We start from the raw sequence: 23,573 nt of genomic DNA, 5'->3' as shown, positions 1-23,573 counted from the left end.
AGGGGAGGGCCTGTCCGCGAGCACTTCCAGATGACAGGCCCTCCCCCGACCCCTCCCGCAAGCGGGAGGGGGGACTTGCGGTCGCCCCCCCTGATCGCCTAGCGCCGCGCCTCGAAGGGGATTTCTCAAATGACCGAACCGCTCCGCGTTGCGATCGCAGGCCTTGGCACCGTGGGCGCTGGCGTCATTCGCCTCATCGACGCCAATGGCGACCTGATCGCGCGGCGCGCCGGTCGGCGGATCGAGATCGTCGCGGTGTCGGCGCGCGACCGCGCCAAGGATCGCGGCGTCGACATCGCCCGCTTCGAATGGGTCGATGATTCGACCGCGCTCGCCAACCACCCCACCGCCGATGTCGTGGTCGAGCTGGTCGGCGGCAGCGACGGGCCGGCGCTGGCGCTCGCGCGCTCGACGCTGAAGGCGGGCAAGAGCTTCGTCACCGCGAACAAGGCGATGATCGCCTATCACGGCCTCGAGCTGGCGCACGCGGCCGAGGCCGCGGGGGTGGCACTGAAGTTCGAAGCCGCGGTCGCGGGCGGCATTCCGGTCATCAAGGGACTGCGCGAAGGGGCTGCGGCGAACGAGATCGCGCGCGTCTATGGCATCCTCAACGGCACGTGCAATTTCATCCTGTCGCGGATGGAAGCCGAACAGCGCGACTTCGCCGAAGTCCTCGCCGAAGCGCAGGCCAAGGGGTTCGCCGAAAGCGATCCGAGCTTCGACATCGACGGCATCGACGCCGCGCATAAGCTGTCGATCCTCGCCAGCCTCGCCTTCGGGACCCAGCCGGCGTTCGAGGATGTCGCGGTCTCGGGCATCCGCCACGTCATCGCCGCCGATATCGCCGAGGCGGCGGCGCTGGGCTATCGCGTGCGGCTGGTCGGCATCGCCGAATCGGACAGCCACGGGTTGTTCCAGCGCGTCCACCCGCACCTCGTCCCGCTCGATCACCCGCTCGCGCACGTCACCGGCGCGACCAATGCGGTGGTCGCCGAGGGCAATTTCGTCGGCCGGCTGTTCTTCCAGGGCGCGGGCGCGGGCGACGGCCCCACCGCGAGCGCGGTGGTTGCCGATCTGATCGACATCGCGCGCAGCGAGTTCGGCCCGCCCTATGCGATGCCCGCGCAGTCGCTCGCCGACCAGGGCGCTGCCGACACCGGCGAGCGCCGCGGCCGCGCCTATCTTCGCTTCACCGTCGCCGACAAGGTGGGCGTGCTCGCCGAGATCGCCGCGGCGATGCGCGACGCCGGGGTTTCGATCGAAAGCCTGATGCAGCGCGGCGCGATGGCCGATGGCAGCGTGCTGGTGGCGATCGTGACGCATGAGGGGCCCGAGCGCTGCGTGGCGCAGGCGCTCGAGAAATTACGCGGGTCGTCTAGCCTGATCGGGCAGCCGATGTGGATGCATATCCTGCAGTAAGGTCTCGGTTGCTGGGGCTGACGCAAGGCCGTTCGTTTCGAGCGTAGTCGAGAAACCGCGGCGCGGCGTCCGGTCTCGTTTCTCGACTTCGCTCGAAACGAGCGGCTAAGGGCTGACCGCCGTGCTCAAGGCGCCAGCGGCCGCGGCTTCTCGATCATCGCCCCGCGCCCGTTGCCCGCGGTCATCGATACCCCCGCCATCCCGCACCCGGTCAGGTTGTTGCGCAGCTCCTGGCAATTATTGGTCTGCGCGATCAGCCGCGATCGCTCGCCGGGGACATCGACGATCTTGGGATCGCCCTCGGTAGGGGTGATATACGGCACGCGGTAGCGATCGGCGTCGCGCGCGGCGCATACCACGATCTCGCGATCGTCGGCGGTCGCGCGACAGGGGATCTCGGCCTGGGTCAGCTTGGCATGCGCCGCCAGCAATTGCTGCGGATCGGAGCCCGCCTGAAGTAGCGACAAGAGCAGCACCAGCATGATCGGCATCCCCCGATGATCGATGTGAGTATAGCATCATGCGGTCATGGCGAAAACATGGCTTTCGGTTGCCGTGCCAACTAGCGTCGCCTATCGCCGCGGCAATCGTTTCTCGCAGCAAGGGTCTCGCCATGGAAGCACGCAGCCAGGTTCTCGATCGCGTTCTCGTGCTCGAAATGGTCCGCGTGACCGAAGCCGCGGCGATCGCTGCATCGGCGCTGGTGGGCCGCGGCGACGAACAGGCCGCCGATGCCGCCGCGGTCGAAGCGATGCGTACCGCGCTCAACGAGCTCTACATGGACGGCACCGTCGTCATCGGCGAGGGCGAGCGCGACGAGGCACCGATGCTGTTCATCGGTGAAAAAGTGGGATCGGCGCCGGGCAAGGGCCCCCGCATCGACATCGCGCTCGATCCGCTCGAGGGGACGACGATCACCGCCAAGGCGGGCCCCAATGCGCTGGCGGTGCTGGCGATCGCCGAGGAGGGCTGCCTGCTCAACGCTCCCGACGTCTATATGGACAAGATCGCGGTCGGGCCGGGCTATCCGCCGGGGATGATCGACCTCGAAAAATCGGCGACCGAAAATATCGCTGCGCTTGCCGCCGCGAAGGGCGTGAAGCCTTCGGACATCATCGCCTGCGTGCTCGATCGCCCGCGCCACGGGAAATTGATCGCCGAGCTTCGCGCATCCGGCTGCGGCATCATGCTGATCGACGACGGCGATGTCGCCGCGGTGATCGCGACGACCGATCCCGACACGACGATCGACATCTATCTGGGGCAGGGCGGCGCGCCCGAGGGCGTGCTGGCGGCGGCGGCGCTGCGCTGCGTCGGCGGCCAGTTCCAGGGCCGGCTGTTGTTCCGTAACGACGACGAACGCAGCCGCGCGCGCAAATGGGGGATCGAGGACCTCGACAAGGTCTATGACCTCAGCGAACTCGCCAAGGGCGACTGCATCTTCGCCGCGACCGGGGTGACCGACGGATCGCTGCTCGCGGGCGTCAAGCGCAAGGGCAAGATCATGACCACCGAAAGCGTGGTGATGCGCGCAAGCTCGGGCACGGTGCGCTGGGTGAAGGGCGAACACCGGATCGGGTGAGGGCCCTGTCCCATGCGTCCTTCGTCCTGCGTAGGGGCTGAGCGAAGACGAAGACCCGTATCGAAGGAGACCCCGAGCGAGCGGGGTCCTTCGATACGCCATTTCGGCAGGCTCAATGGCTATTCGGGACGAACGGTCAGCGTCCTCCCCAAGCCCGTTATTGCGGCGTCGGCGTAGCCGCCGGCGGCGGGGATGCGGCGGGGTTCGGGCCTACCGGCACCGTCGCTGCGTCGGCGGCAGGTGCCGCAGCGCCGGTCACCGCGCGCGCGTCCTGGCCGTCGCCCTGCGGCGCCGCGACGATGTCGCGCGTCGTCGAACCCTTGTCGATCACGCTGGTAGCGGGGTCGCCGGCTTCCGAACGAACGCCTGGAGCCGAGGTAGCGGCACCCGCCTCGCGCAGCGTCATCGATTCGCTGGTGCTGCGCGCAGCCGGGCCGCCGAACAGCGCCTCGAGCCCCTGGTTGGCCGCACCGGTATCCTGCGGACGCGGGGCGCCGGGCTGCGGCGGGACCAGCGAGAAATCGGGCGGGATCACGAGCGGCGCCTGGCGCGCGACCGCGAATTCGTCGGGGCGTTCGCGATCGAGGCCGCTCTTGCCGCAACCGGCCAGCAACAAGGCGGTGCCCAGGGCACCGAAGACGAGCAGGTTACGCATTCATTTTCTCCACAGGAGCAGGCTTGTCGGCCCCGTTTGACGGCTCGATAGCAGGCTTGTCGCGTACGAACAGCGCACGCAGCAGCAGAATCACGACGCCGATGGTAATCGCGGCGTCGGCAACGTTGAAGACCAGGAACGGCCGCCACTCGCCGAAATGCAGATCGGCGAAGTCTACGACATAGCCGAAGCGGATCCGATCGAGGATGTTGCCGAGCGCGCCGCCGAGCACCAATGCCAGCGCCAGCCGATCGTTGCGGTTGGGCTCGCGCGCCAGCCACATACCGACCGCCACCGCGATTCCGCCGGTGAGCGCCACCAAGGCCCAGCGCATCGTCGGGCTTTCAGCGGGCAGCAGCCCCAGCGATACGCCGACATTGGGCACGAAGCGCAGGTCGAAGAACGACAGCAATTCGAGCCGCGCGCCCATATAGGAAATGCCCAGCACGTCGGTGACGAGCCATTTGGACAGCTGATCGATCAGGAAGATCGCCGCCGCCACCACAAAGCCGAAATTACGCCCGTCACGCATGCTGCACCACCTCGGCACAGCGGTCGCACAAGCCGCTCCCGCCTGCAACCTCGTCCACCACCTCGGGCAGGTGCCGCCAGCAACGCCCGCACTTGTGCTTCTCGGTGCGGGTGATCGCGAGCGACTCGCCGGGATGCACCTGGCCTGAGATGAAGACTTCGGCCAGCGCTTCGGGTGACAGCGGCAGATCGGGGAGGGTGACCTCGGCCTCGAGGCTCGACCGCACCGTCTTTTCGCGGCGCAGCGGCTCGATCGCCTCGGTCACCTGTTCGCGAAGCGCGCGCACGCCCTCCCAATCGGTGCCGAACTCCAGGTCTGCGGGGATCGCGGGCAGTTCGGGCCATTCGAGGAAATGCACCGATCCGTCGTCGCTCGGGAAACGCGCCTGCCACACTTCCTCGGCGGTGAAGCACAGGATCGGCGCGGCATAGCGCACCATCGCGTGGAACAGCACGTCGAGCATCGTGCGGTACGACCGGCGCTTGATGCTGTCGGCGGCGTCGCAATACAGGCTGTCCTTGCGGATATCGAAGAAGAACGCCGAAAGATCGTCGTTGGCGAAATCGGACAGCGCGCGGGTGTAGCGGTTGAATTCGAAGGCTTCGGCGGCGGCGCGCAGTTCGGTGTCGAGCTTGCCGAGCTTGCCCAGCACATAGCGTTCGAGCTCGGGCATGTCGGCGACCGCGACCCGCTCGCGCTCGTCGAATCCTTCGAGCGCGCCGAGCAGATAGCGGAAGGTGTTGCGTAGCTTGCGATAGGTATCGCCGGTGCCCGACAGCACTTCCTTGCCGATGCGGACATCCTCGAAATAATCGGTCTGCGCCACCCATAGCCGCAGGATGTCGGCACCTGATTCGCCGATCACCTTGAGCGGATCGACGACGTTGCCCAGCGACTTCGACATTTTCCGCCCATTGCCGTCGAGCGCGAAGCCGTGGGTCAGCACCGCGTCATAGGGCGCACGCCCGCGCGTGCCGCAGCTTTCGAGCAGCGACGATTGGAACCAGCCGCGATGCTGATCCGATCCTTCGAGGTACAGGTTCGCGCGGACGCCCTCGCCGTAGCGCGCCTCGACGGTGAACACATGCGTGCTGCCCGAATCGAACCACACGTCGAGGATGTCGGTGACGACGGCATAGTCGGCGAGCTCATGCTCTGCCCCGAGCAGCGCCTGGTGATCGGCGGCGAACCACGCATCGGCCCCGCCTTCACGGAAAGCGGCGAGGATGCGTTCGTTCACCGCTTCGTTGCGCAGATAATCGCCGGTCTTGCGGTGGAGGTAGATCGGGATCGGCACCCCCCAGGCGCGCTGGCGGCTGATGACCCAATCGGGCCGCCCCTCGACCATCGCGCGGATCCGGTTCTGGCTGCGCGCGGGCACCCAACGGGTGCGCTCGATCGCGTCGAGCGCGAGGGCGCGAAGGGTGGGGGCGTTGCTGCCTGCTTCCCCTCTGGCTGCAACATCGGTCACCCCAGCGAAGGCTGGGGTATCGTGCGGCTCCTGTCCCGCGCCCTCGTCAGAGACCCCAGCCTTCGCCGGGGTGACGCCGGTGGCGTTGGTCGCCCGATCCATCGGGATGAACCATTGGGGGGTGCAGCGGAAGATCACCTTCGCCTTCGACCGCCAGCTATGCGGGTAGCTGTGCGCGAAATCGTCCGACGCGGCGAGCAGCGCGCCCGCCGCGCGAAGATCGCTGCAGATCGGGCCGTCGCTGGCGACGAACTTCTTGTTGATCACCGATCCCTGGCCGCCGAGCCACGCCCAATCGGCGCGGTACATCCCGGCATCGTCGACCGCGAACACCGGCTCGAGGCCGTTGGCCTTGCACAGCGCGAAGTCGTCCTCGCCATGATCGGGCGACATATGGACGAGCCCGGTGCCCGCATCGGCGGTGACGAAATCGCCCGCAAGGAACGGGCGCGGATTGGCGAAGAAGCCGCCGAGATGGTGCATCGGGTGGCGAGCGGTGGCGCCGGCGAGTTGCGCACCGGTACCACGCCAAAGGATGGCACCGCGCCCTGCCGCATCCCCGCCGTCACCCCGGCGAAGGCCGGGGTCCACCGCGCCAGCTTCGCCCAGCGGCGTAACTGGATCCCGGCCTTCGCCGGGATGACGATTGGAGAAAGCGCGGCCGTGAAAGCTATCGACCAACGCCTCGGCAAGAAGGACGCTTCGATCGCCCTCCGCCAGAACGACGTACTCAATCTCCTCCCCATAGGCCAAAGCCTGGTTCACCGGGATCGTCCACGGCGTGGTCGTCCAGATTACCGCATGCGCGCCGACCAGTTCGGGCGCGTTGGGCGCGTGCGTGATCTCGAACGCGACGTCGATCTGCGTCGACACCACGTCCTCATATTCGACCTCGGCCTCGGCGAGCGCGGTCTTTTCGACCGGCGACCACATCACCGGCTTGGCCCCGCGATACAGCTGGCCCGACATCGCGAACTTCAGCAGCTCCCCGGCGATCACCGCTTCGGAGGCGAAGTTCATCGTCAGATACGGGTTGGCCCAATCGCCCATCACGCCCAGCCGCGCGAACTGCGCCGCCTGCACGTCGACCCATTTCGCGGCATAGTCGCGGCATTCCTGGCGGAATTCGGCCGCCGGCACCTCGTCCTTCGACTTTTTCTTGGCGCGATAGGCTTCCTCGATCTTCCATTCGATCGGCAGCCCGTGACAGTCCCAGCCGGGCACATAGGGCGCATCCTTGCCCATCAGGCTCTGGCTGCGAACGACGATGTCCTTGAGCACCTTGTTCATCGCATGGCCCATATGGATGTCGCCATTGGCGTAGGGCGGGCCGTCGTGGAGGATGAAACGCTCGCGCCCGGCGCGCTGCTCGCGCAGCCGGTCGTACACGCCGATGCTCGCCCAGCGATCGAGGATCGCGGGTTCCTTGGCGGCTAGGCCGGCCTTCATCGGAAAGTCGGTCTTCGGCAGGAAGACGGTATCGCGCCAGTCGCGCGGGGGAGGAGGGGTGTCGGTCATGGGTGGGCGGGCTTTACGGCCTTAGCCCCCCTCCCTGCAAGGGAGGGGCTGGGGGTGGGTGGAGGCTTGGCGCATACGGTGTCCGGAGCGCAGGCGGCGCGGTATCGCGAGCACTCGACCCACCCCCAACCCCTCCCTTCCAGGGAGGGGAGTTACGTCGCCAATATCGCCCGCGCGCGCTCGCAATCGGCGGCCATCTGTAGCTTCAGCGCTTCAAGCCCGTCGAACTTGCCCTCGGGCCGCAGGAATGCGATCAGCGCCACCTCGATCACCTGCCCGTAAAGATCGCCGTCGAAATCGAAGAAATACGGCTCGAGCAGTTCGACCGGCGCGCCCTCGATCGTCGGGCGTATCCCCAGATTCGCCGCACCCTGCAGCACCCGCCCATCGGCCAACCGCCCGCGCACCGCATAGATGCCGTAGCGCGGACGAAGATACTGACCCATCGACAGGTTCGCGGTGGGATAGCCCAATTGCCGCCCGAGCTTCGCGCCATGTTCGACGACGCCCTCGATCGCGAACGGCCGCGTCAGTAGCGCGGCGGCGGCCTGCGGATCGCCGCCGCGCAGATGCTCGCGGATGCTGCTCGACGAGACCACAGCGCCATCGCACAGCACCGGCGCGACGGTATCGACGCTGAACCCCAGCTCGGCGCCGAGCGCCGCCAGCGTCGCGACATCGCCGTCACGGCCCTTGCCGAAGGTGAAGTCGGCGCCGGTAACCACCCCGCCCGCGCCGATCCGATCGACCAGCCGCTGCTGCGCGAAGGCGCGCGCGGGCAGCCCGGCGAGCTCGGCATCGAAGCCGAACACCAGCATCGCATCGGCCCCCGCCTGGCCAAACAGCCTCTCGCGCTGGTCGAGCGTCGTCAGGCGGAAGGGCGGGGTGTCGGGGCGGAAATGGCGCGCCGGATGCGGATCGAAGGTGGCGACGATCGCGGGACGCCCCTCGGCGCGCGCGCGCGCGATCGCGCGGCCCACCACTGCCTGGTGCCCGAGGTGGAAACCGTCGAAATTACCCAGCGCCACGATCGCGCCGCGCAAGGAGGCGGGAACCGTTGCGCCGCCGTCGAGCCGCTGCATGGCGCGGCTATAGGGGCGGGCGGGCCGCTTGCAAATGCCCTGCTTAGGGCGCGGTGCGGCGGGTGAGCGTGACGAAATCGAACGCCGGGCGATCGCCCTCGGCGGGATTCGCCTCGCGCGCGGTTTCGGCCCAGTTGGCGGGGTCGAACGCCGGCACCGCCGCGTCGCCCTCGGGGGTCAGATGCACTTCGGTCACTTCGATCCGCGTCGCGTGCGGCAGCAGCAGCGCGTAGATTTGCGCGCCGCCAATCACCGCCAGTTCGGGCGCATCGCCCGCCAGCGCCAGCGCGTCCTCGAGCGAATGGGCAACCTCGGCCCCCTCTGCAGACCAGCCGGTATCGCGCGTCAGCACGATATGCCGGCGACCGGGAAGCAGGCTGGGGAAGCTCTCGAAGGTCTTGCGCCCCATCAGCATCGGCTTGCCCGTCGTCATCGCCTTGAAGCGCTTCAGATCGGCGGGCAGCCGCCACGGCAGCGCGCCGTCGCGGCCGATCACGCCATTGTCGGCGCGCGCGAGGTAGAATGCGACTGCGCGGGTCAAACCGCCACCGCCGCCTTGATATGCGGCTGCGCGACATAATCGTTCAGCACGAAATCTTCGTACTCATAGGCGTCGATCGAGGGCGGGCGGCGCAGGATCGTCAGCGTCGGCAGCGTGCCCGGCGTGCGCGACAGCTGCTCGCGCGCCTGATCGAGATGATTCTCGTACAAATGGCAATCGCCGCCGGTCCAGATGAACTCGCCGACCTCGAGGTCGCAGATCTGCGCGAGCATGTGCGTGAGCAGCGCATAGCTCGCGATATTGAAGGGCACGCCGAGGAAGATGTCGGCCGAGCGCTGATAGAGCTGGAGCGACAGCCGGCCATTGGCGACATGCGTCTGGAACAGGCAGTGGCAGGGCGACAGCGCCATCGCGTGCAGCTCGCCGGGGTTCCAGGCGGTGACGATCTGCCGGCGCGAGGTGGGGTTGCCGCGGATCGTCGCGATCAGCTCGGCGATCTGGTCGACATGCCCGCCCTCGGCGGTCGCCCAATCGCGCCATTGCTTGCCATAGACCGGGCCGAGATCGCCATTCTCGTCGGCCCATTCGTCCCAGATGCGCACCTGGCGATCGCGCAACCAGCCGATATTGGTGTCGCCGCGCAGGAACCACAGCAGTTCGACGATGATCGATCGAAGATGGAGCTTCTTGGTGGTCAGCACCGGGAAGCCCTGCGCCAGGTCGAAGCGCATCTGGTGGCCGAACACGCTGCGCGTGCCGACCCCGGTCCGGTCCATCGTGACGACGCCGTGATCGAGCGCGCGCTGCATCAGGTCTAGATATTGCCGCATCGCCCCTGCCTAGCCGAGGCGGCATCGAGCGCCAAGCATCGACCGCCAAGCATCGGTGAACCATCCGTTCCGGAGCCGGTTCGGTTTCGCTCACGGCGGCGGCGATGGGATGATCGCCCATGCCGCGCCTCGCCCCCCGTATCGACGATGTCGCCGCTGCGCACCGGATGTTCGCCGCGATCGCCGCGGCGTCGAACGAGGTCGCGGTGTTCGCCTATCTCGATCACGAGCGCCGGCTGCTCGCGATGCGCCATTCGCCGGCGCGCGACGCGATGTCGGTGCGGCTGCCGATCCGCCAGGTCGCCGCCGATGCGATCGCATTCGATGCTGCGGCGCTGGTGATGGCGCACAACCATCCCAGCGGCGATCTGTGGCCAAGCGATGCCGACGTCGCCGCGACGCGCACGCTCGATCGCGCGCTGGCGGCGCTCGATGTCGCGTTGCTCGATCACCTGGTCGTCACGCGCAGCGGCGTGGCAAGCTTCAGGTTGCTCGGATTGCTCTAGCGCGTCGCGGTCACGACGGCATGTCGTCGGTGGCGGTCGGGGCGGGGAGCGCCGGGTCGCGGTCGATCCGGCAGCCGCGAATCGCGTCGGGGGCGGGGCGCGGCCGATCGGCGCGGAACACCGCCATATAGCCGCCCGCCGATTCGGTTTCCTCGGCGCGCACCTGGCGATAGCCGACCGCTTCGAACTCGCATTTGAGCAAGGCGGGCGGGGTGCCGTGGTTCTGCGTCTGGCGATCGGCGTCGACGACGATCACCTCGCCCTCGCCGCGGAGCGAGGGGTGGAGCCGCCAGAGGAACTCATAGGGCTCGGCGATCTCGTGATACATATGCACCAGCAGCACGCGATCGAAGCTGTTCTCGGGCAATTTCGGGTCCGCCGGCAGCCCCAGCCGGACGCTGACATTGTCGAGCCCGTCGCGCGCCACCCGCTCGGCCAGCGCGTCGCGGACCTCGGGAACGATGTCTTGCGCCAATACCCGGCCATTCTCGCCGACGCGCTCGGCCAGCCGGACGGTATAATAGCCCTCGCCCGCGCCGATATCCGCGACGGTCATCCCCGCCTTGATGCCGGCGCGGTCCATCACCTTCTCGGCCTCGTTCACCCGGTCGCGCGCTTCCTCGGTCGACCAGCGGCTCGACACGATGGTGGCGACCGGACGATCGGCGGGGGGGAATTCGCCTACTTTCTCGACCTTTTCGGGCTGCGGCGGGCGCACTTGCGCCTCGCAACCCGACAGGCACAGCGCCGCCAGAACGATCGTCAGCATGGCGGCACCATCCCTTCTCAATCGACGTCCTCCACCTCGACCGTCTCACCGGTCACGCGCTGCGACAATGCCGCGGCCATGAACGGATCGAGCGCGCCGTCGAGCACGTCCGAAGGCGCGGTCGACGTCACACCGGTACGCAAATCCTTGACCAGCTGATAGGGCTGCAGAACATAGGAACGGATCTGGTGGCCCCAGCCGATTTCGGTCTTGGCGTTATATTCGCCCATCGCGGCGGCCTCGCGCTTCTGCAGCTCGGCCTCGTACATCCGCGCCTTGAGCATTCCCATCGCGGTCGCGCGGTTCTTGTGCTGCGATCGATCGTTCTGGCTGGCGACGATGATCCCCGACGGGATGTGGGTGATCCGCACCGCCGAATCGGTGGTGTTGACGTGCTGCCCGCCCGCGCCCGATGCGCGATAGGTGTCGATCTTGAGGTCGCCCTCGTTGATCTCGATCTCGATCGAATCGTCGATCACCGGATACACCCATACCGACGAGAAGCTGGTGTGGCGCCGCGCGGCGCTGTCATAGGGGCTGATCCGCACCAGCCGGTGGACGCCGCTCTCGGTCTTGGCATAGCCATAGGCGTTCTCGCCCTTGAGCAGCAACGTCGCCGATTTGATGCCCGCCTGGTCGCCGCCATGATAGTCGACCAGTTCGACCTTCATGCCCTTACGTTCGGCCCAGCGCATGTACATGCGCTGGAGCATCTCGGCCCAATCCTGGCTCTCGGTGCCGCCGGCGCCGGCATGGACTTCCAGATAGGCGTCGTTGCCATCGGCTTCGCCCGCCAGCAGCGCCTTGACCTTGTCGACCTCGGCGCGCTCCATCAGCGCTTTCAGCGCGAGCGTGCCTTCGTTCGCCATCTCCTCGTCGCCTTCGGCGTCGGCCATGTCGATCAGCTCGGCGGTGTCGGCGAGCTCGCTTTCGATCGCGCGCGTCGCGCCGATCGCGCTGTCGAGCCGCTGCCGCTCGCGCATTACTTCCTGCGCCGCGCGGGGGTTATCCCACAGGCTCTGGTCCTCGACGCGCGCGTTCAGCTCGTCGAGCCGGCGCAGCGCGCGGTCCCAGTCGAGAAAGCGGCGCAGCAGTTCGAGCGCGGCGTTGATCTTGTCGGCGTAAGCCTGCGCTTCGGCGCGCATGGTATTGCTCCAGTGAGTAGGACGTCATTCCGGCGAAAGCCGGAATCTCGTGCGGCAAAGGCGAGGCGTTGCAACGAGGAGATCCCAGCTTGCGCCGGGATGACGATAGGTGCTCGGGCTTGCGCTAATAGATTCCGCCCTCTCTTTGCAAGAAATCGCTGTCGCTGGGACGATTTGCCTTGGCCGCGGCCTTCTTCTTCACCTCGGCCTTGGCGGGATCGGCTTCGCCGCCGCGCCGGCTGCGGCGGCGCGGTTCGCTCTCGGGCTTGAAGGCTTCCCAGATCACCGACGCCTTGGGATCGGATGTCGGCCATGCGCCATAGACCGGGCGGCCGCTGGCGCGATCGATGCGGACCATGCGGATGCCGGCGGGGGCGCGGAAGGGAAGGACTTCCATCCCCTCATACGCCTTGGTCGCGAACGCCTTGTAGATCGGCGCGGCGATCGTTCCGCCCTGCGCATAGCCGCCCAGGTTCGCGGGCTGGTCATAGCCCAGATACAGCCCGGCGATCATCTGCGGGGTGCCGCCGACGAACCACACGTCGGTCGGCCCGGAGGAGGTGCCGGTCTTGCCCATGATCGGCCGCCCGAGATCGCGCAGCGTCGTCGCGGTGCCGCGTTCGATTACCCCCTCCATGACGTGCGTCATCTGGTAGGCGCTCATCGGCTCGACCACCTGGCGCGCGCGTACCGTCGGCCGCGGCATCGGCTTGCCGTCCCAGTCGGGGGCGTTGCAGCGTTCGCAGGCGCGCCAATCCTCGGGCCAGATCACCTCGCCGCGGCGGTTCTGGACGAAATCGATGACGCTGGGGGTCAGCGCGCGGCCGTTGTTCGCCAGGATCGAATAGGCGTTGACCATCTTGACCACCGTCGTCTCTCCCGCACCCAATGCGAACGACAGATACGGCGGGTATTTGGTGTCGCTGACGCCGATCCGCTGCATCAGCGAGACGACCTTGTCCATCCCGGTGCGGTTCGCCGCCTGCACCGTCATCAGGTTGCGCGATTGTTCGAGGCCCCAGCGCATCGTCTTGGGCCCGGCGCCGCGCGCATTGCCGAAATTGCGGAAGCATTTGTTGCCCAGCCGCGCGCCCTGATAAACGCAGAAAGGGCCATCGACGATGATCGACGCGGGGGTCATCCCGTTTTCGAGCGCGGCGGCATAGACGATCGGCTTGATCGTCGAACCCGGCTGGCGCATCGCCTGGGTCGCGCGGTTGAACGACTGGATGCTGCTGTCGAAGCCGCCCTGCATCGCCAGGATTCGACCGGTACGCGGGTCCTCCACCACCATGCCGCCCGATACCTTGGGCACGGTGCGCAAGCCATAGCCCGACCCCTCGGGCGCGACCGCGATCACGTCGCCCGATTTCAGCGCGGCGAAGGCGGTGCCGCCCTTCGATCGCACCGGCATCTGCGCCGCGCCGCGCGAAAGCCGCGCGGTTTCGCCGTCGGCAAAGCCGATCTGCGCGGCGTCGCTATCCTTCGACACCACCACCGCGGCGCGCCAATCGAGATAGTTCAGCCCGACATTGCTGCCCAGGAACACCTGCTGCCAATTATCGCCGTCGATCTCGAGCTTGGCGATCGGTCCGGACCAGCCGCGCCCGCGTTCGAAGCGGATCAGCCCCTGCCGCAGGGCTTCGGCGGCAAAACCCTGCAGCCGGTTGTCGAGCGAGGTGCGCACCCACAGCCCGCCGGCATAGACGCTGTTCGGGCCGGCATCGGCCTTTTCGCCGAATCGGTCGATCAGCTGGCGGCGGACTTCTTCGACGAAATAGCCTGCTTCGGACTGCAACACCGAATTGCGCTGGCGCACCAGCCCCAGCGGTTGGCGCATCGCCTCGCGATAGAGCCGCTCGGTAATGAAGCGATTGCGCAGCATCTCGCCCAGCACATAGCCGCGCCGTTCCATCGCGCGATCGGCATTGGCGGCGCGGCCATAGGATTCGGGCGCCTTGGGCAAGGTCGCCAGGAACGCCATCTCGTGCAGCTGGAGGTCGACGACGTCCTTGTCGAAATAGGCGCGCGCCGCGGCCTGCACCCCGAAGCTGCGGCGCCCCATCGGGATGCCGTTCAAATAGAGTTCGAGGATCTCGGCCTTCGAAAGCGCCTGTTCGATGCGATAGGCCAGGATCGCCTCGCGCACCTTGCGCGTCGGCGAATAGGCATTGCCGATCAGCAGGTTCTTGGCGACCTGCTGGGTGATGGTCGAGCCGCCGCGCGCGCGCTCGCCGGTGCCCATCTTCGAGACGTAATCGACGATCGCGCCGGCAAAGCCCGGAATGTCGATCCCCGAATGCTCGAAGAAGGTGCGGTCCTCGGCCGCCAGGAAGGCGCGGATCAGCATCGGCGGATATTCGGCGAAGTCGAGCTCGACGCGGCGTTCGCGCTCATAGGTGTGGATCGGCGTGCCATCGATGCCGCGCACGTTGCTCGGCAGATCGGGTTCATACGCGCGCAGCGCATCGACCGAGGGCAGGTCGCGCGCGAACAATGCCCAGAAGCCGATCACGCCAAGCCCGGCGAGCAGCGCCAGCACCGCGAGCACGCGAAACCACCAGCGGCTGCGGGTGCGCGACAGTCCTTCGCGGAACGCGGTCCAGCGGCCGTGCGGCACAGGCTGTTGGGTCAAGCTGGTATCGGTGGGTTCCGCCATGGTCGGCGCGGTTTAGACCAAGCGCCTAGCGATGGAAATGGGGCTGGTGCCCGCGGCGACGTCGGGATGCCGGGCTCGCGTCAGCGCGCCGCCATCCGCCGCGCGAAGAAGATTTCGGTCGCGCGCTTCACGCTCTCGGCGATCTTCTCGCGGCCTTCGCGCGAATTGATGAAGTCGGCATCGCCCTTGTTCGAGAGATAGCCGGTCTCGAACAGCACCGATGGCATGTCGGGCGCCTTGAGCACCATCAGCGACGCCATCCGGTGGAAGACGGGCTTCACCGGGATCAGCGGCTGCGCCTCGCGGCCGAGCAGTCGCGCGAAATTGGCCGATCGGTTCATCGTTTCGCGCTGCGCCAGGTCGATCAGCAGCGACGAGATGTCGCCGCTCGTGTCGCCAAGGTCGATTCCGGCCAGGATATCGGCGCGGTTCTCGCGCGCCGCCAATCGCGCGGCTTCCTTGTCCGATGCGACTTCGGACAGGGTATAGGCGGTGGCGCCGGTCGCCAGCGGGTTGCCCGCGCTGTCGCAATGGACCGAGATGAACAGGTGCGCGCCCAGCCGGCGGGCAATGCCATAGCGTTCCTGCAGGATTAGGAATTTGTCGTTCTCACGCGTCAATGCGACGCGCACCCGGCCCGATTCGAGCAGCCGGTCCTTGATCGCCAGCGCGGTCTTGAGCGTCAGGTCCTTTTCGCGAAGCCCGGTTTCGGGTGAAAGCGCGCCGGGATCATGCCCGCCATGCCCCGCGTCGATCACCACCAGCGGGCGGCTGTCGTCTTCGCCATAGACGCGCGGCAGCGGCGGGGCCTTGCGCGCGGCGGGGACGCGCATCGATACCTTGTGGACGTCGGGGCGCTCGGGGCGGCGCGAAAAGCCGAAGCTCTTGCGCCCGGCCACTGCTTCGCGCGCGAAGCGGTCATCGGAGACGGTTGTGAGTTCGAGGGTGAGCTTGCGGCCGCTATCGTCGAACCGGCCTTGCGTGACGATCGCCGGGCGGGCGAGGTCGAAGACGATCCGCGCGCCGTCGTCGCCGAGCCGGCCCTGGCGAATGCCGGACACCGGCCCGCTGGTCTTGGCGGGCGCGCCGGCCCGCGTATCCGCCAGGTCGAGCGCGATCCGCCGCGGGGTGTCTAGCACGAAGGTCGATGCGTTCGCGACCGCGCCGTCGAAGGTGATGACGATCCGATCGCGCTTCACTTCGATATCGCGGACGTCGCCGGCCCAGGCGGGCATTCCGCCGAGCCAGCACGCTAAAAGGGCGACGAAAAGCGACACCCGGTAGCTATGCCGCCCCCGATACGCAGCGGTCCAGCCCAAAACCTTCATTCGATGCGTCCCAAAACCCTGTCGCAGCGCGATAGCGGGCCGCGCTTTGCGGCACGGTGAAGCGATGTGGTTATCTCCAAATTAGGCAAAAACCTGCCGCCTCCCGGCAACCCGCTGCCAGTTGATGCGCGCGCGATGCAATGCTACGCCATGTAACAACCGCAAGGATGTTTCACGATCGTGATCGTTCCATGCGGTATCCTTGCCCGCCCCCGGCGTTTCCGGGGACGCGGCATATCCAGGTTGACGCTGCAAATGAGGCAATTTTCGCATCCGACGCATCCCCTCGCCGCGACGAGCGGCGGGTGCGTGACCGGAGCGAAGCAGTCGGGCCATGCGCCCGACCGTGCCTGCGCAGCAGAGGCACTTCATCCAAACCGCGCGGCCAGGCCAGGGATCGACCCGGCAGCCGCCCTTCATGAACGCGCGCCACTGCCGGCCGCCAGGCCCGCGCGGCGCGCGCGGAGACACATCAATGACCACGCGTATGCTGATCGACGCACGCCACCGGGAAGAGACCCGGGTTGCCGTCGTCAAGGGAAACCGGATCGAGGAATTTGATTTCGAGAGTGCCGAGCGCAAGCAGCTCAAGGGCAATATCTATCTCGCCAAGGTAACCCGCGTCGAACCGTCGCTGCAGGCTGCGTTCGTCGATTATGGCGGCAACCGCCACGGATTCCTGGCGTTCAGCGAAATCCATCCCGATTATTATCAGATCCCCAAGGAGGATCGCGACGCGCTGCTGCGCGAAGAGGCCGAGCATGCCGCCGAAGAGGCTGCGCTGCGCGACGATGACGACGACGATGATGACGGCGACCACGACGACGATCATGGCGATCTCGAGATGGTCGAGGGTCGTTCGGACGACGACGACGACGATCATCACGACGACGAGGACAGCGAAGCGTCGAGCGGCGATGGCGAGGGCCAACCGCGCCGCCGCAAGAAGGGCGCGAGCGAGGATCCCGCGGTCGAGGCGCTTCGCCAGCGCCGGCTGAACCTGCGCCGCCGCTACAAGATCCAGGACGTCATCCGCCGCCGCCAGGTGCTGCTGGTACAGGTCGTGAAGGAAGAACGCGGCAACAAGGGCGCGGCGCTCACCAGCTATCTTTCGCTCGCCGGGCGCTATTGCGTGCTGATGCCCAACACCGCGCATGGCGGCGGGATCAGCCGCAAGATCAGCAATGCGGGCGATCGCAAGCGGCTCAAGACGATCATGGCCGACCTGCAATTGCCGCCGACGATGGGCTGCATCGTGCGCACCGCCGGGCTGCAGCGCACCAAGGTCGAGATCAAGCGCGACTTCGACTATCTTGCGCGACTGTGGGACGGGATTCGCGAGGAGACGCTCAAGTCTTCGGCCCCCGCTTTGGTCTATGGCGACAGCGATCTCATGAAGCGCGCGATCCGCGACATCTACAACAAGGACATCGACGAGGTGATCGTCGAGGGCCCCGAAGGCTATCGCCAGGCCAAGGAGTTCATGAAGCTGCTGATGCCGTCGCATGCGCGGCGAGTGCAGCATTATTCGGACGCGGTGCCGCTGTTCCAGCGCCACCAGGTCGAGGATCAGCTGGCCGCGATGTACCATCCGGTGGTGCAGCTGAAATCGGGCGGCTATCTGGTCATCAACCCGACCGAGGCACTGGTGTCGATCGACATCAACTCCGGTCGCTCGACGCGCGAGCATAATATCGAGCAGACCGCGACCGCGACGAATTTGGAAGCAGCCGCCGAGATCGCGCGCCAGCTGCGGCTGCGCGACATGGCGGGGCTGGTCGTCATCGACTTCATCGACATGGATCACGGATCGAACGTCCGTAAGGTCGAGAAGGCGATGAAGGAGGCGCTCAAGAACGATCGCGCACGGATCCAGGTCGGCCGGATCAGCTCGTTCGGCCTCATGGAAATGAGCCGTCAGCGGCTGCGCACCGGGGTGCTTGAGGCATCGACCCGCCAGTGTCCGCATTGCGAGGGCACCGGCTTGGTACGCACCGCATCGTCGGCTGGGCTGTCGGCGCTGCGGATGATCGAGGACGAGGCGGCACGCGGCCGCGGCAGCCAGTTGCTGCTGCGCGCGAGCCAGGAAGCGGCCTTCTACGTGCTCAACAAGAAGCGCGGCGACATCGCCGAGATCGAGGAGCGCTATGGCGTGACCGTCGAGGTTACGTCGGATGGTGAGATCGAGGGTGCGCGCATGACGGTCGAGGCGGGTGGTCCGCCGCCGGCCTATGCCCCGCGCTTCGATCCGGTAGTCGAGGAACCCGAGGACGATCTCGAAATCTTCGAGGAAGAGGACGAGATCGAGGAGGAGGTCGAGGCCGAGGTCGTCGAGCCGCGCCGTCCGCGCGAACGCAAGGCGGCCGAAGGCGAGGCCGAGGCTGAAGGCGATGGCGATGGCGCACGTCGCCGCCGCCGCCGCCGGCGCGGTCGTCGTGGCCGTGCGCGCGACGACCAGAATGGCGTCGAGGGTGAGGCCGGTGAAGCCGAAGCAGGCGAGGCCGATGGCGTCGCGGGCGAATCGCTCGATATCGGTAGCGACGACGAGCTCGACGAGGATCGCGCGGTCTATGGTCCGGCGGGGGGCGACACCCCGCAGGCCGAGCGCGAAGACGGCGGCGAGCGTCGCGGCAAGCGGCGGCGGCGTGGCCGTCGCGGCGGTCGTCGCGACTCGGGTGAGACCGCAGCGGGCGAGCAGGCGGCAGAGGCCGAAGACGAGCCGCTGGTGATCGAGGCGGGCGACGCAGCGCCGTTCGCGATGCCGGTGGTCGAGCCCGACGCCGATCTGCCCGAGGCCGAAGCAGCACCCAAGCCGCGGCGCACGCGTCGTCGCAAGCCGAGCGCGCTCGACGCGCCGGTCGAAGCCGAGGTGACGGAGGAGCCAGCGCCGATCGAAGCACCGGTGATCGAGGCAGCTGCCGAAGAACCCGCGCCCAAGCCGCGGCGCACCCGGCGCAAGAAGGCCGACGAGGTTGCGGTCGAGGCGGCACCGGTGCCGGTCGAAGCCGAGCCCGTCGCCGAAAAACCCAAGCGCACGCGCCGCAAGAAGGTAGCCGAAGACGCACCCGCTGCGATCGAGGCCGATACCGGTTCGGTGGTGCAGGACGTCGCGCCGGTGGCGACCGAGCGCGCGGCCTCGGCCGATGCGACCGATCGCAGCGTTTCGTCCGACGCGAGCGACCGCGACGGCACCGACGGCGAAGAAGGCGGCGACGGTTCGCCGCGCCGCGGCTGGTGGCAGCGCACCTTCGGGGCCTGATCATCGACCCGGGGGCCGTGCGTCGCGCGACGCACGGCCCCTCGTTTCGCGCACGGGCGTTGATCCACGCGCTGAAACCACCGATATGTAGGCAATGAAGCGCCTGTTCCCCGTAATCGCGCTCGTCACGCTGCTGGCAGCCCAGCCCGCTGCCGCGCAATCGATCCTTCGCGATGCCGAGACCGAGGCGCTGCTCAACGACATGGCGCGGCCGATGATCGAGGCCGCCGACCTCAATCCGCGCAACGTGCGGATGGTGCTGATCAACGATGGCTCGATCAACGCCTTCGTCGCCGGCGGGCAGGCGGTGTACATCCATTCGGGGCTGATCAACGCCGCCGACAGCGCCAACGAAGTCCAGGGCGTGATCGCGCACGAGCTTGGCCATGTCACCGGCGGCCATGTGCCTTTGCAGGGCCAGATGATGAAAGAGGCGATGGGGATGACGATCCTCAGCCTGGTGCTCGGCGTCGCCGCGATCGCGGTGGGCGCGGGCGAGGCGGGGGCGGGAATCCTCGCCGCGGGGCAGCAGGCGGCAATGGGCAGCTTTCTCGCCTTTTCGCGCGGCCAGGAATCGGCGGCCGATGCCGCGGGCGTGCGCTATCTCAACACCGCCAAGGTCAGCGGGCGTGGGATGCTCGACTTCTTCAAGAAGCTGCAGAACCAGGAATTCCGCCTCGCGATCCCGCAGAACAACGGCTATCAACGCACCCATCCGCTGTCGGGCGAGCGGATCGCCAATCTGACCGGTGACTTGTCGGTTGCGCCGGCGTTCAACGCACCGGTCGACGCCGACATGCAATCGCGCTTCAAGCGTGTCCAGGCCAAGCTTCGCGGCTATGTCAACGATGCGCCGGCGACATTGCGCAGCTATCCCGCGACCGACAATTCGATCCCCGCGCATTATGCGCGCGCATATGCCTTCCACCGCACCGGCTATCCGGCCAAGGCGGCGGCCGAGGCGGCGGCGCTGGTGCAATATGCGCCGCACGATCCCTATTTCCTCGAGCTGCAGGGGCAGATCCTGCTCGAATCGGGCAAGCCCGTCGAAGCGCTGGCGCCGCTGCGCGAAGCGACCACCAAGACGCGTTTCCAGCCGCTGATCGCCACCACCTTCGGCCACGCACTGATCGCGACCGAGGATCCCAAGCATCTGGCCGAGGCCGAGCAGGTGCTTCGCCAGGCGGTTGCGCGCGACGATCGCAACCCGTTCGCCTGGTATCAATTGGGGGTGGTGTACGAGCGCAAGGGCGACGGCCCGCGCACCGCGCTCGCCGCCGCCGAACAGGCCAGCCTGTCGAACGAACCGATGCGCGCCTTGGTAAGCGCGCGCGCGGCGATGGCGGGGTTGCCGCCGGGTACCCCCGACTATATCCGCGCACAGGATATCCAGATGACCGCCGAATTCGCGGTGAAGGACCAGAAGGGCCGCCGCCGATGATCGACCGTTTGTTGCGAAGCCCCATCCTGCTGGCAATCGCCTTCCTGTTCGCCGGGCTGGTGGGGGCGGCGGTCTATGCCTCGGTCCGCCCCGCACCCGGCGGCGCCGATCGCGCGGGGGTCGAGGCGACGGTGCGCGACTATATCCTCGCCAACCCCGAGATCATCCCGCAGGCGATGGAGCGGCTGCGCGACCGCGAAACCGGCAAGGTGGTGCAGGCCAATCGCGCAGGCATCGTCACCCCGTTCGGCAGCGCGTGGAAGGGGGCCAAGAACCCCGACGTCACCGTTGTCGCTTATATGGACTATGCGTGCGGCTATTGCCGCGCCAGCCTGCCCATGCTCGACCGGCTGATCGCCGCCGACCCCAAGGTGCGCGTGGTGTTCCGCGAGCTGCCGATCCTGAGCGCGCAAAGCCGCACCGCCGCCGAATGGAGCCTTGCCGCCGCCCGGCAGGGCAAGTTCGCCGCCTATCACGACGCATTGTTCGCGGCTGGGCGTCTGACGCCGCAATCGATCGACGCCGCGATCGCGCGCGCGGGGCTCAACCGCGCGGCGGGGCAGGCCTTTGCGCGATCGAAGGCGGCGACCGACGAATTGTCGAAGAACCTGTCGATGGCGGGGCAATTGGGGATGACCGGCACCCCCGCCTGGGTGATCGGCAACCGCGTGCTTGCCGGCGCGATCCCGCTCGAACAGATGCAGGCGGCGGTGGCGGCGGCGCGGGCGGCGAAGTAGCGGGGGCAGTTTGGCCCACCTGCGGCCATTTCGTTGCCGATCACGCGGATGACCAAAAACGCCCACCTTTGGACATTGCTCATGGCGCTGTTGCCGCCTCATTGCGGACGTTGCATTCTCCTTTTAGCGTGCCGCTATGAAGAGGCGCATCACCACGGTTCCGTTATTCATCGTCACCTTACTCGGGGCGTGTTCGGCATCGGTCGAGCGTCGGTTGGAGGGGCGAGTCTTCGAAGTTCCGACGGTCAACGACATCTCGGACACCGACACGCCGTTCTTCCTGCCGGCATCCGACGCAAAGGACGGATTTTCGTTCTACCTTAATCCCGAAGCTGGCCTGCCCGAACGGAACTTGGTGGCCGTAGCGAGCAAAAAGCGGATGTGCGCCCGTGCTGCGGGAACGGAGGCGCGAGTCAACTTGACTGTCTGTGCAGCTGGCCCGCCTTCATGGCGGAGCCGGCCATTGCGCAAGGTAAGTGACGGCGTCTTCTGGACATACGACTTGCCGGCGGAGGCGGGTCAGAGGGCCCCGTCCCTGGCGGGTTGCTCCGCTATGGACGACGGGGCGCGGCCCGGACTCTGCACGGCCGTTATGCCATATGGCGACCTGGTGCTGACGATCCACTTCCGTGACAATCAAGTCGGGTCGCTTGGGGCGATGTACGATCAATCAACTGCCAGCTTACGCCGCTGGGAACGCTGAACGCGTGCGCCAGCTTTCCGCGTGACGCGCCAAATAGCAGCCGGTTCGCTTTCCACCACGTTCAGCCATTCCCTCGGCCAGCCGGGCACGATCAGGACGCCGCCAAGCCAACCCCGCTGTCCTACAAGCTCCCGCTTTGATACGCATGCCGCATGAACACGCTTCCCTCCTCCTCCTCCTCCTCCTCCTCCTCCGCGGCGCGTTTCGTTCCGCGGAAAGGGCGGATCCGGGGGGTGCGTAGTGTAGCTTTTGTAGCTTTCCGAGCGCCGGGAGCCACCAAGCGGGGACTCTCGAACCAAACTCCGCCGCATCCGCTGCCCCGCCTTGCCCTCGCCCCCCGCGCGCCCTAGCTAACGCGCACACGAACCGACCGCGGGGGCCCATGCAGACCGAACCGATCCTCGCCATTCGCGGCGTCAGCAAGACCTATGCCTCGGGCCACCAGGCGCTCAAATCGGTCGATCTCGATATCGCCAAGGGCGAGATTTTCGCGCTGCTCGGCCCCAATGGTGCGGGCAAGACGACGCTGATTTCGATCGTCTGCGGTATCGTCACGCCGACGACCGGCACGATCACCGTCGCGGGGCGCGATGCACAGGTCGATTATCGCTATGCGCGCTCGGTCATCGGGCTGGTGCCGCAGGAATTGTCGACCGACGCCTTCGAAAGCGTGATCGCCACCGTCCGCTTCAGCCGCGGGCTGTTCGGCAAGAAGCGCGACGATGCGTATCTCGAACAGGTGCTGCGCGACCTGTCCTTGTGGGACAAGCGCGACGCCAAGCTGCTCGAATTGTCGGGCGGCATGAAGCGCCGCGTGTTGATCGCCAAGGCGCTGAGCCACGAACCCGACATCCTGTTTCTCGACGAGCCCACCGCGGGGGTCGACGTGTCGCTACGCCGCGACATGTGGCGGCTGGTCCACCGGCTGCGCGAGCGTGGCGTGACGATCATCCTGACGACGCATTATATCGAGGAGGCCGAGGAAATGGCCGACCGCGTCGGGGTGATCAACAAGGGTGAATTGCTGCTGGTCGAGCGCAAGGCCGAGCTGATGAAGAAGCTTGGCAAGCGCCAGATGGAGATCGCGCTGAGCGAGCCGATGACCGCGGTGCCCCCCGAGCTCGCCGAATGGGATTTGGCGCTGATCGATGAGGGGCATAAATTGCGCTACGTGTTCGATGCGCAGGCCGAACGGACGGGCATCCCCTCGCTGCTCCGCCGCCTCGCCGACATGGGGGTTGCGTTCAAGGATCTCGACACGTCGAAGTCGAGCCTCGAGGACATCTTCGTCGATCTGGTCGAGGAGCGCGCGGCATGAGCGCGCCGGCCCCATCCCCTCGTCACCCCGGACTTGATCCGGGGTCCATGCGATTCGCGCTGTACGAGCGTGACGTCAGCGGTGATCGGCTCGCATGGATGCCGGGTCGAGCCCGGC

Annotated in this window: 19 protein-coding genes; 8 read left to right on the top strand and 11 right to left on the bottom strand. The window is 67.2% G+C overall.

The window, feature by feature from the left end; translation table 11 throughout:
* The first annotated feature begins 129 nt into the window (after nt 1–129).
* On the top strand, nt 130–1,419 hold the full coding sequence (locus NMP03_RS09895; protein WP_256505202.1) for a homoserine dehydrogenase: 1,290 nt from the start codon (nt 130–132) through the stop codon (nt 1,417–1,419).
* Between the two features lie 125 nt (nt 1,420–1,544).
* Here the strand turns inward: NMP03_RS09895 and NMP03_RS09890 are convergent, their stop codons facing one another.
* Nucleotides 1,545–1,910, bottom strand: a complete 366-nt coding sequence (locus NMP03_RS09890) for a hypothetical protein (protein WP_256505201.1) — start codon at nt 1,908–1,910, stop codon at nt 1,545–1,547.
* 122 nt (nt 1,911–2,032) lie between these two features.
* On the opposite strand from NMP03_RS09890, the gene glpX reads away from it, so the two are divergent.
* A complete protein-coding gene (gene glpX, locus NMP03_RS09885; RefSeq protein WP_256505200.1) occupies nt 2,033–3,001 on the top strand; it encodes a class II fructose-bisphosphatase in 969 nt (322 codons plus the stop codon).
* Between the two features lie 157 nt (nt 3,002–3,158).
* Here glpX and NMP03_RS09880 read toward each other — a convergent pair whose 3' ends face one another.
* The 6 genes from NMP03_RS09880 to NMP03_RS09855 form a co-directional block, all read right to left on the bottom strand.
* Nucleotides 3,159–3,656, bottom strand: a complete 498-nt coding sequence (locus NMP03_RS09880; protein WP_455153295.1) for a DUF3035 domain-containing protein — start codon at nt 3,654–3,656, stop codon at nt 3,159–3,161.
* The gene (lspA, locus tag NMP03_RS09875; RefSeq protein WP_256505199.1) at nt 3,649–4,188 is read right to left on the bottom strand and encodes a signal peptidase II; all 540 of its coding nucleotides are present in this window, start codon (nt 4,186–4,188) and stop codon (nt 3,649–3,651) included. Before lspA ends, NMP03_RS09880 begins: the two co-directional genes overlap by 8 nt.
* A complete protein-coding gene (locus NMP03_RS09870) occupies nt 4,181–7,177 on the bottom strand; it encodes an isoleucine--tRNA ligase (protein ID WP_256505198.1) in 2,997 nt (998 codons plus the stop codon). Before NMP03_RS09870 ends, lspA begins: the two co-directional genes overlap by 8 nt.
* Nucleotides 7,178–7,329: 152 nt before the next feature.
* Nucleotides 7,330–8,259 (bottom strand): bifunctional riboflavin kinase/FAD synthetase, encoded by a 930-nt coding sequence (locus tag NMP03_RS09865; protein ID WP_256505197.1) that lies wholly within the window; start codon nt 8,257–8,259, stop codon nt 7,330–7,332.
* 43 nt (nt 8,260–8,302) lie between these two features.
* On the bottom strand, nt 8,303–8,800 hold the full coding sequence (locus NMP03_RS09860) for a dihydrofolate reductase (RefSeq protein ID WP_256505196.1): 498 nt from the start codon (nt 8,798–8,800) through the stop codon (nt 8,303–8,305).
* Nucleotides 8,797–9,591 (bottom strand): thymidylate synthase, encoded by a 795-nt coding sequence (locus tag NMP03_RS09855; protein WP_256505195.1) that lies wholly within the window; start codon nt 9,589–9,591, stop codon nt 8,797–8,799. The genes NMP03_RS09860 and NMP03_RS09855 overlap by 4 nt, the downstream gene beginning before the upstream one ends.
* Nucleotides 9,592–9,710: 119 nt before the next feature.
* Here NMP03_RS09855 and NMP03_RS09850 point away from each other — a divergent pair, with 119 nt between their 5' ends.
* Nucleotides 9,711–10,097, top strand: a complete 387-nt coding sequence (locus NMP03_RS09850; protein WP_256505194.1) for a JAB domain-containing protein — start codon at nt 9,711–9,713, stop codon at nt 10,095–10,097.
* A gap of 10 nt (nt 10,098–10,107) precedes the next feature.
* Here NMP03_RS09850 and NMP03_RS09845 read toward each other — a convergent pair whose 3' ends face one another.
* The 4 genes from NMP03_RS09845 to NMP03_RS09830 form a co-directional block, all read right to left on the bottom strand.
* Nucleotides 10,108–10,866, bottom strand: coding sequence for a class I SAM-dependent methyltransferase (locus tag NMP03_RS09845; protein WP_256505193.1), 759 nt, complete (start codon nt 10,864–10,866; stop codon nt 10,108–10,110).
* Between the two features lie 17 nt (nt 10,867–10,883).
* The gene (prfB, locus tag NMP03_RS09840; protein ID WP_256505192.1) at nt 10,884–12,011 is read right to left on the bottom strand and encodes a peptide chain release factor 2; all 1,128 of its coding nucleotides are present in this window, start codon (nt 12,009–12,011) and stop codon (nt 10,884–10,886) included.
* A 124-nt stretch (nt 12,012–12,135) separates the two neighbouring features.
* Nucleotides 12,136–14,670, bottom strand: coding sequence for a penicillin-binding protein 1A (locus NMP03_RS09835; RefSeq protein ID WP_256505191.1), 2,535 nt, complete (start codon nt 14,668–14,670; stop codon nt 12,136–12,138).
* Nucleotides 14,671–14,750: 80 nt separating this feature from the next.
* Complete coding sequence (locus NMP03_RS09830) at nt 14,751–15,998, bottom strand: N-acetylmuramoyl-L-alanine amidase (RefSeq protein ID WP_256505190.1); 1,248 nt, start codon at nt 15,996–15,998, stop codon at nt 14,751–14,753.
* 475 nt (nt 15,999–16,473) lie between these two features.
* On the opposite strand from NMP03_RS09830, the gene NMP03_RS09825 reads away from it, so the two are divergent.
* From NMP03_RS09825 to NMP03_RS09805, 5 genes are all read left to right on the top strand, one after another.
* Nucleotides 16,474–19,257: an Rne/Rng family ribonuclease gene (locus tag NMP03_RS09825; protein ID WP_406697576.1), complete on the top strand. Its 2,784-nt coding sequence runs from the start codon at nt 16,474–16,476 to the stop codon at nt 19,255–19,257.
* Between the two features lie 94 nt (nt 19,258–19,351).
* Nucleotides 19,352–20,698: a M48 family metalloprotease gene (locus NMP03_RS09820; protein WP_256505189.1), complete on the top strand. Its 1,347-nt coding sequence runs from the start codon at nt 19,352–19,354 to the stop codon at nt 20,696–20,698.
* An 11-nt stretch (nt 20,699–20,709) separates the two neighbouring features.
* A complete protein-coding gene (locus NMP03_RS09815; RefSeq protein ID WP_256505188.1) occupies nt 20,710–21,435 on the top strand; it encodes a DsbA family protein in 726 nt (241 codons plus the stop codon).
* A gap of 136 nt (nt 21,436–21,571) precedes the next feature.
* Nucleotides 21,572–22,138 (top strand): hypothetical protein, encoded by a 567-nt coding sequence (locus NMP03_RS09810; RefSeq protein ID WP_256505187.1) that lies wholly within the window; start codon nt 21,572–21,574, stop codon nt 22,136–22,138.
* A gap of 382 nt (nt 22,139–22,520) precedes the next feature.
* The gene (locus NMP03_RS09805) at nt 22,521–23,456 is read left to right on the top strand and encodes an ABC transporter ATP-binding protein (RefSeq protein ID WP_256505186.1); all 936 of its coding nucleotides are present in this window, start codon (nt 22,521–22,523) and stop codon (nt 23,454–23,456) included.
* The last annotated feature ends 117 nt before the right edge of the window (nt 23,457–23,573 follow it).

It is taken from the genome of Sphingomonas qomolangmaensis (genome assembly GCF_024496245.1).
In the GTDB taxonomy this organism is placed as follows: Bacteria; Pseudomonadota; Alphaproteobacteria; order Sphingomonadales; family Sphingomonadaceae; genus Sphingomonas; species Sphingomonas qomolangmaensis.
Note: the sequence above shows the minus strand (reverse complement) of the source record. Positions and strands in the feature narration are given on the sequence as shown.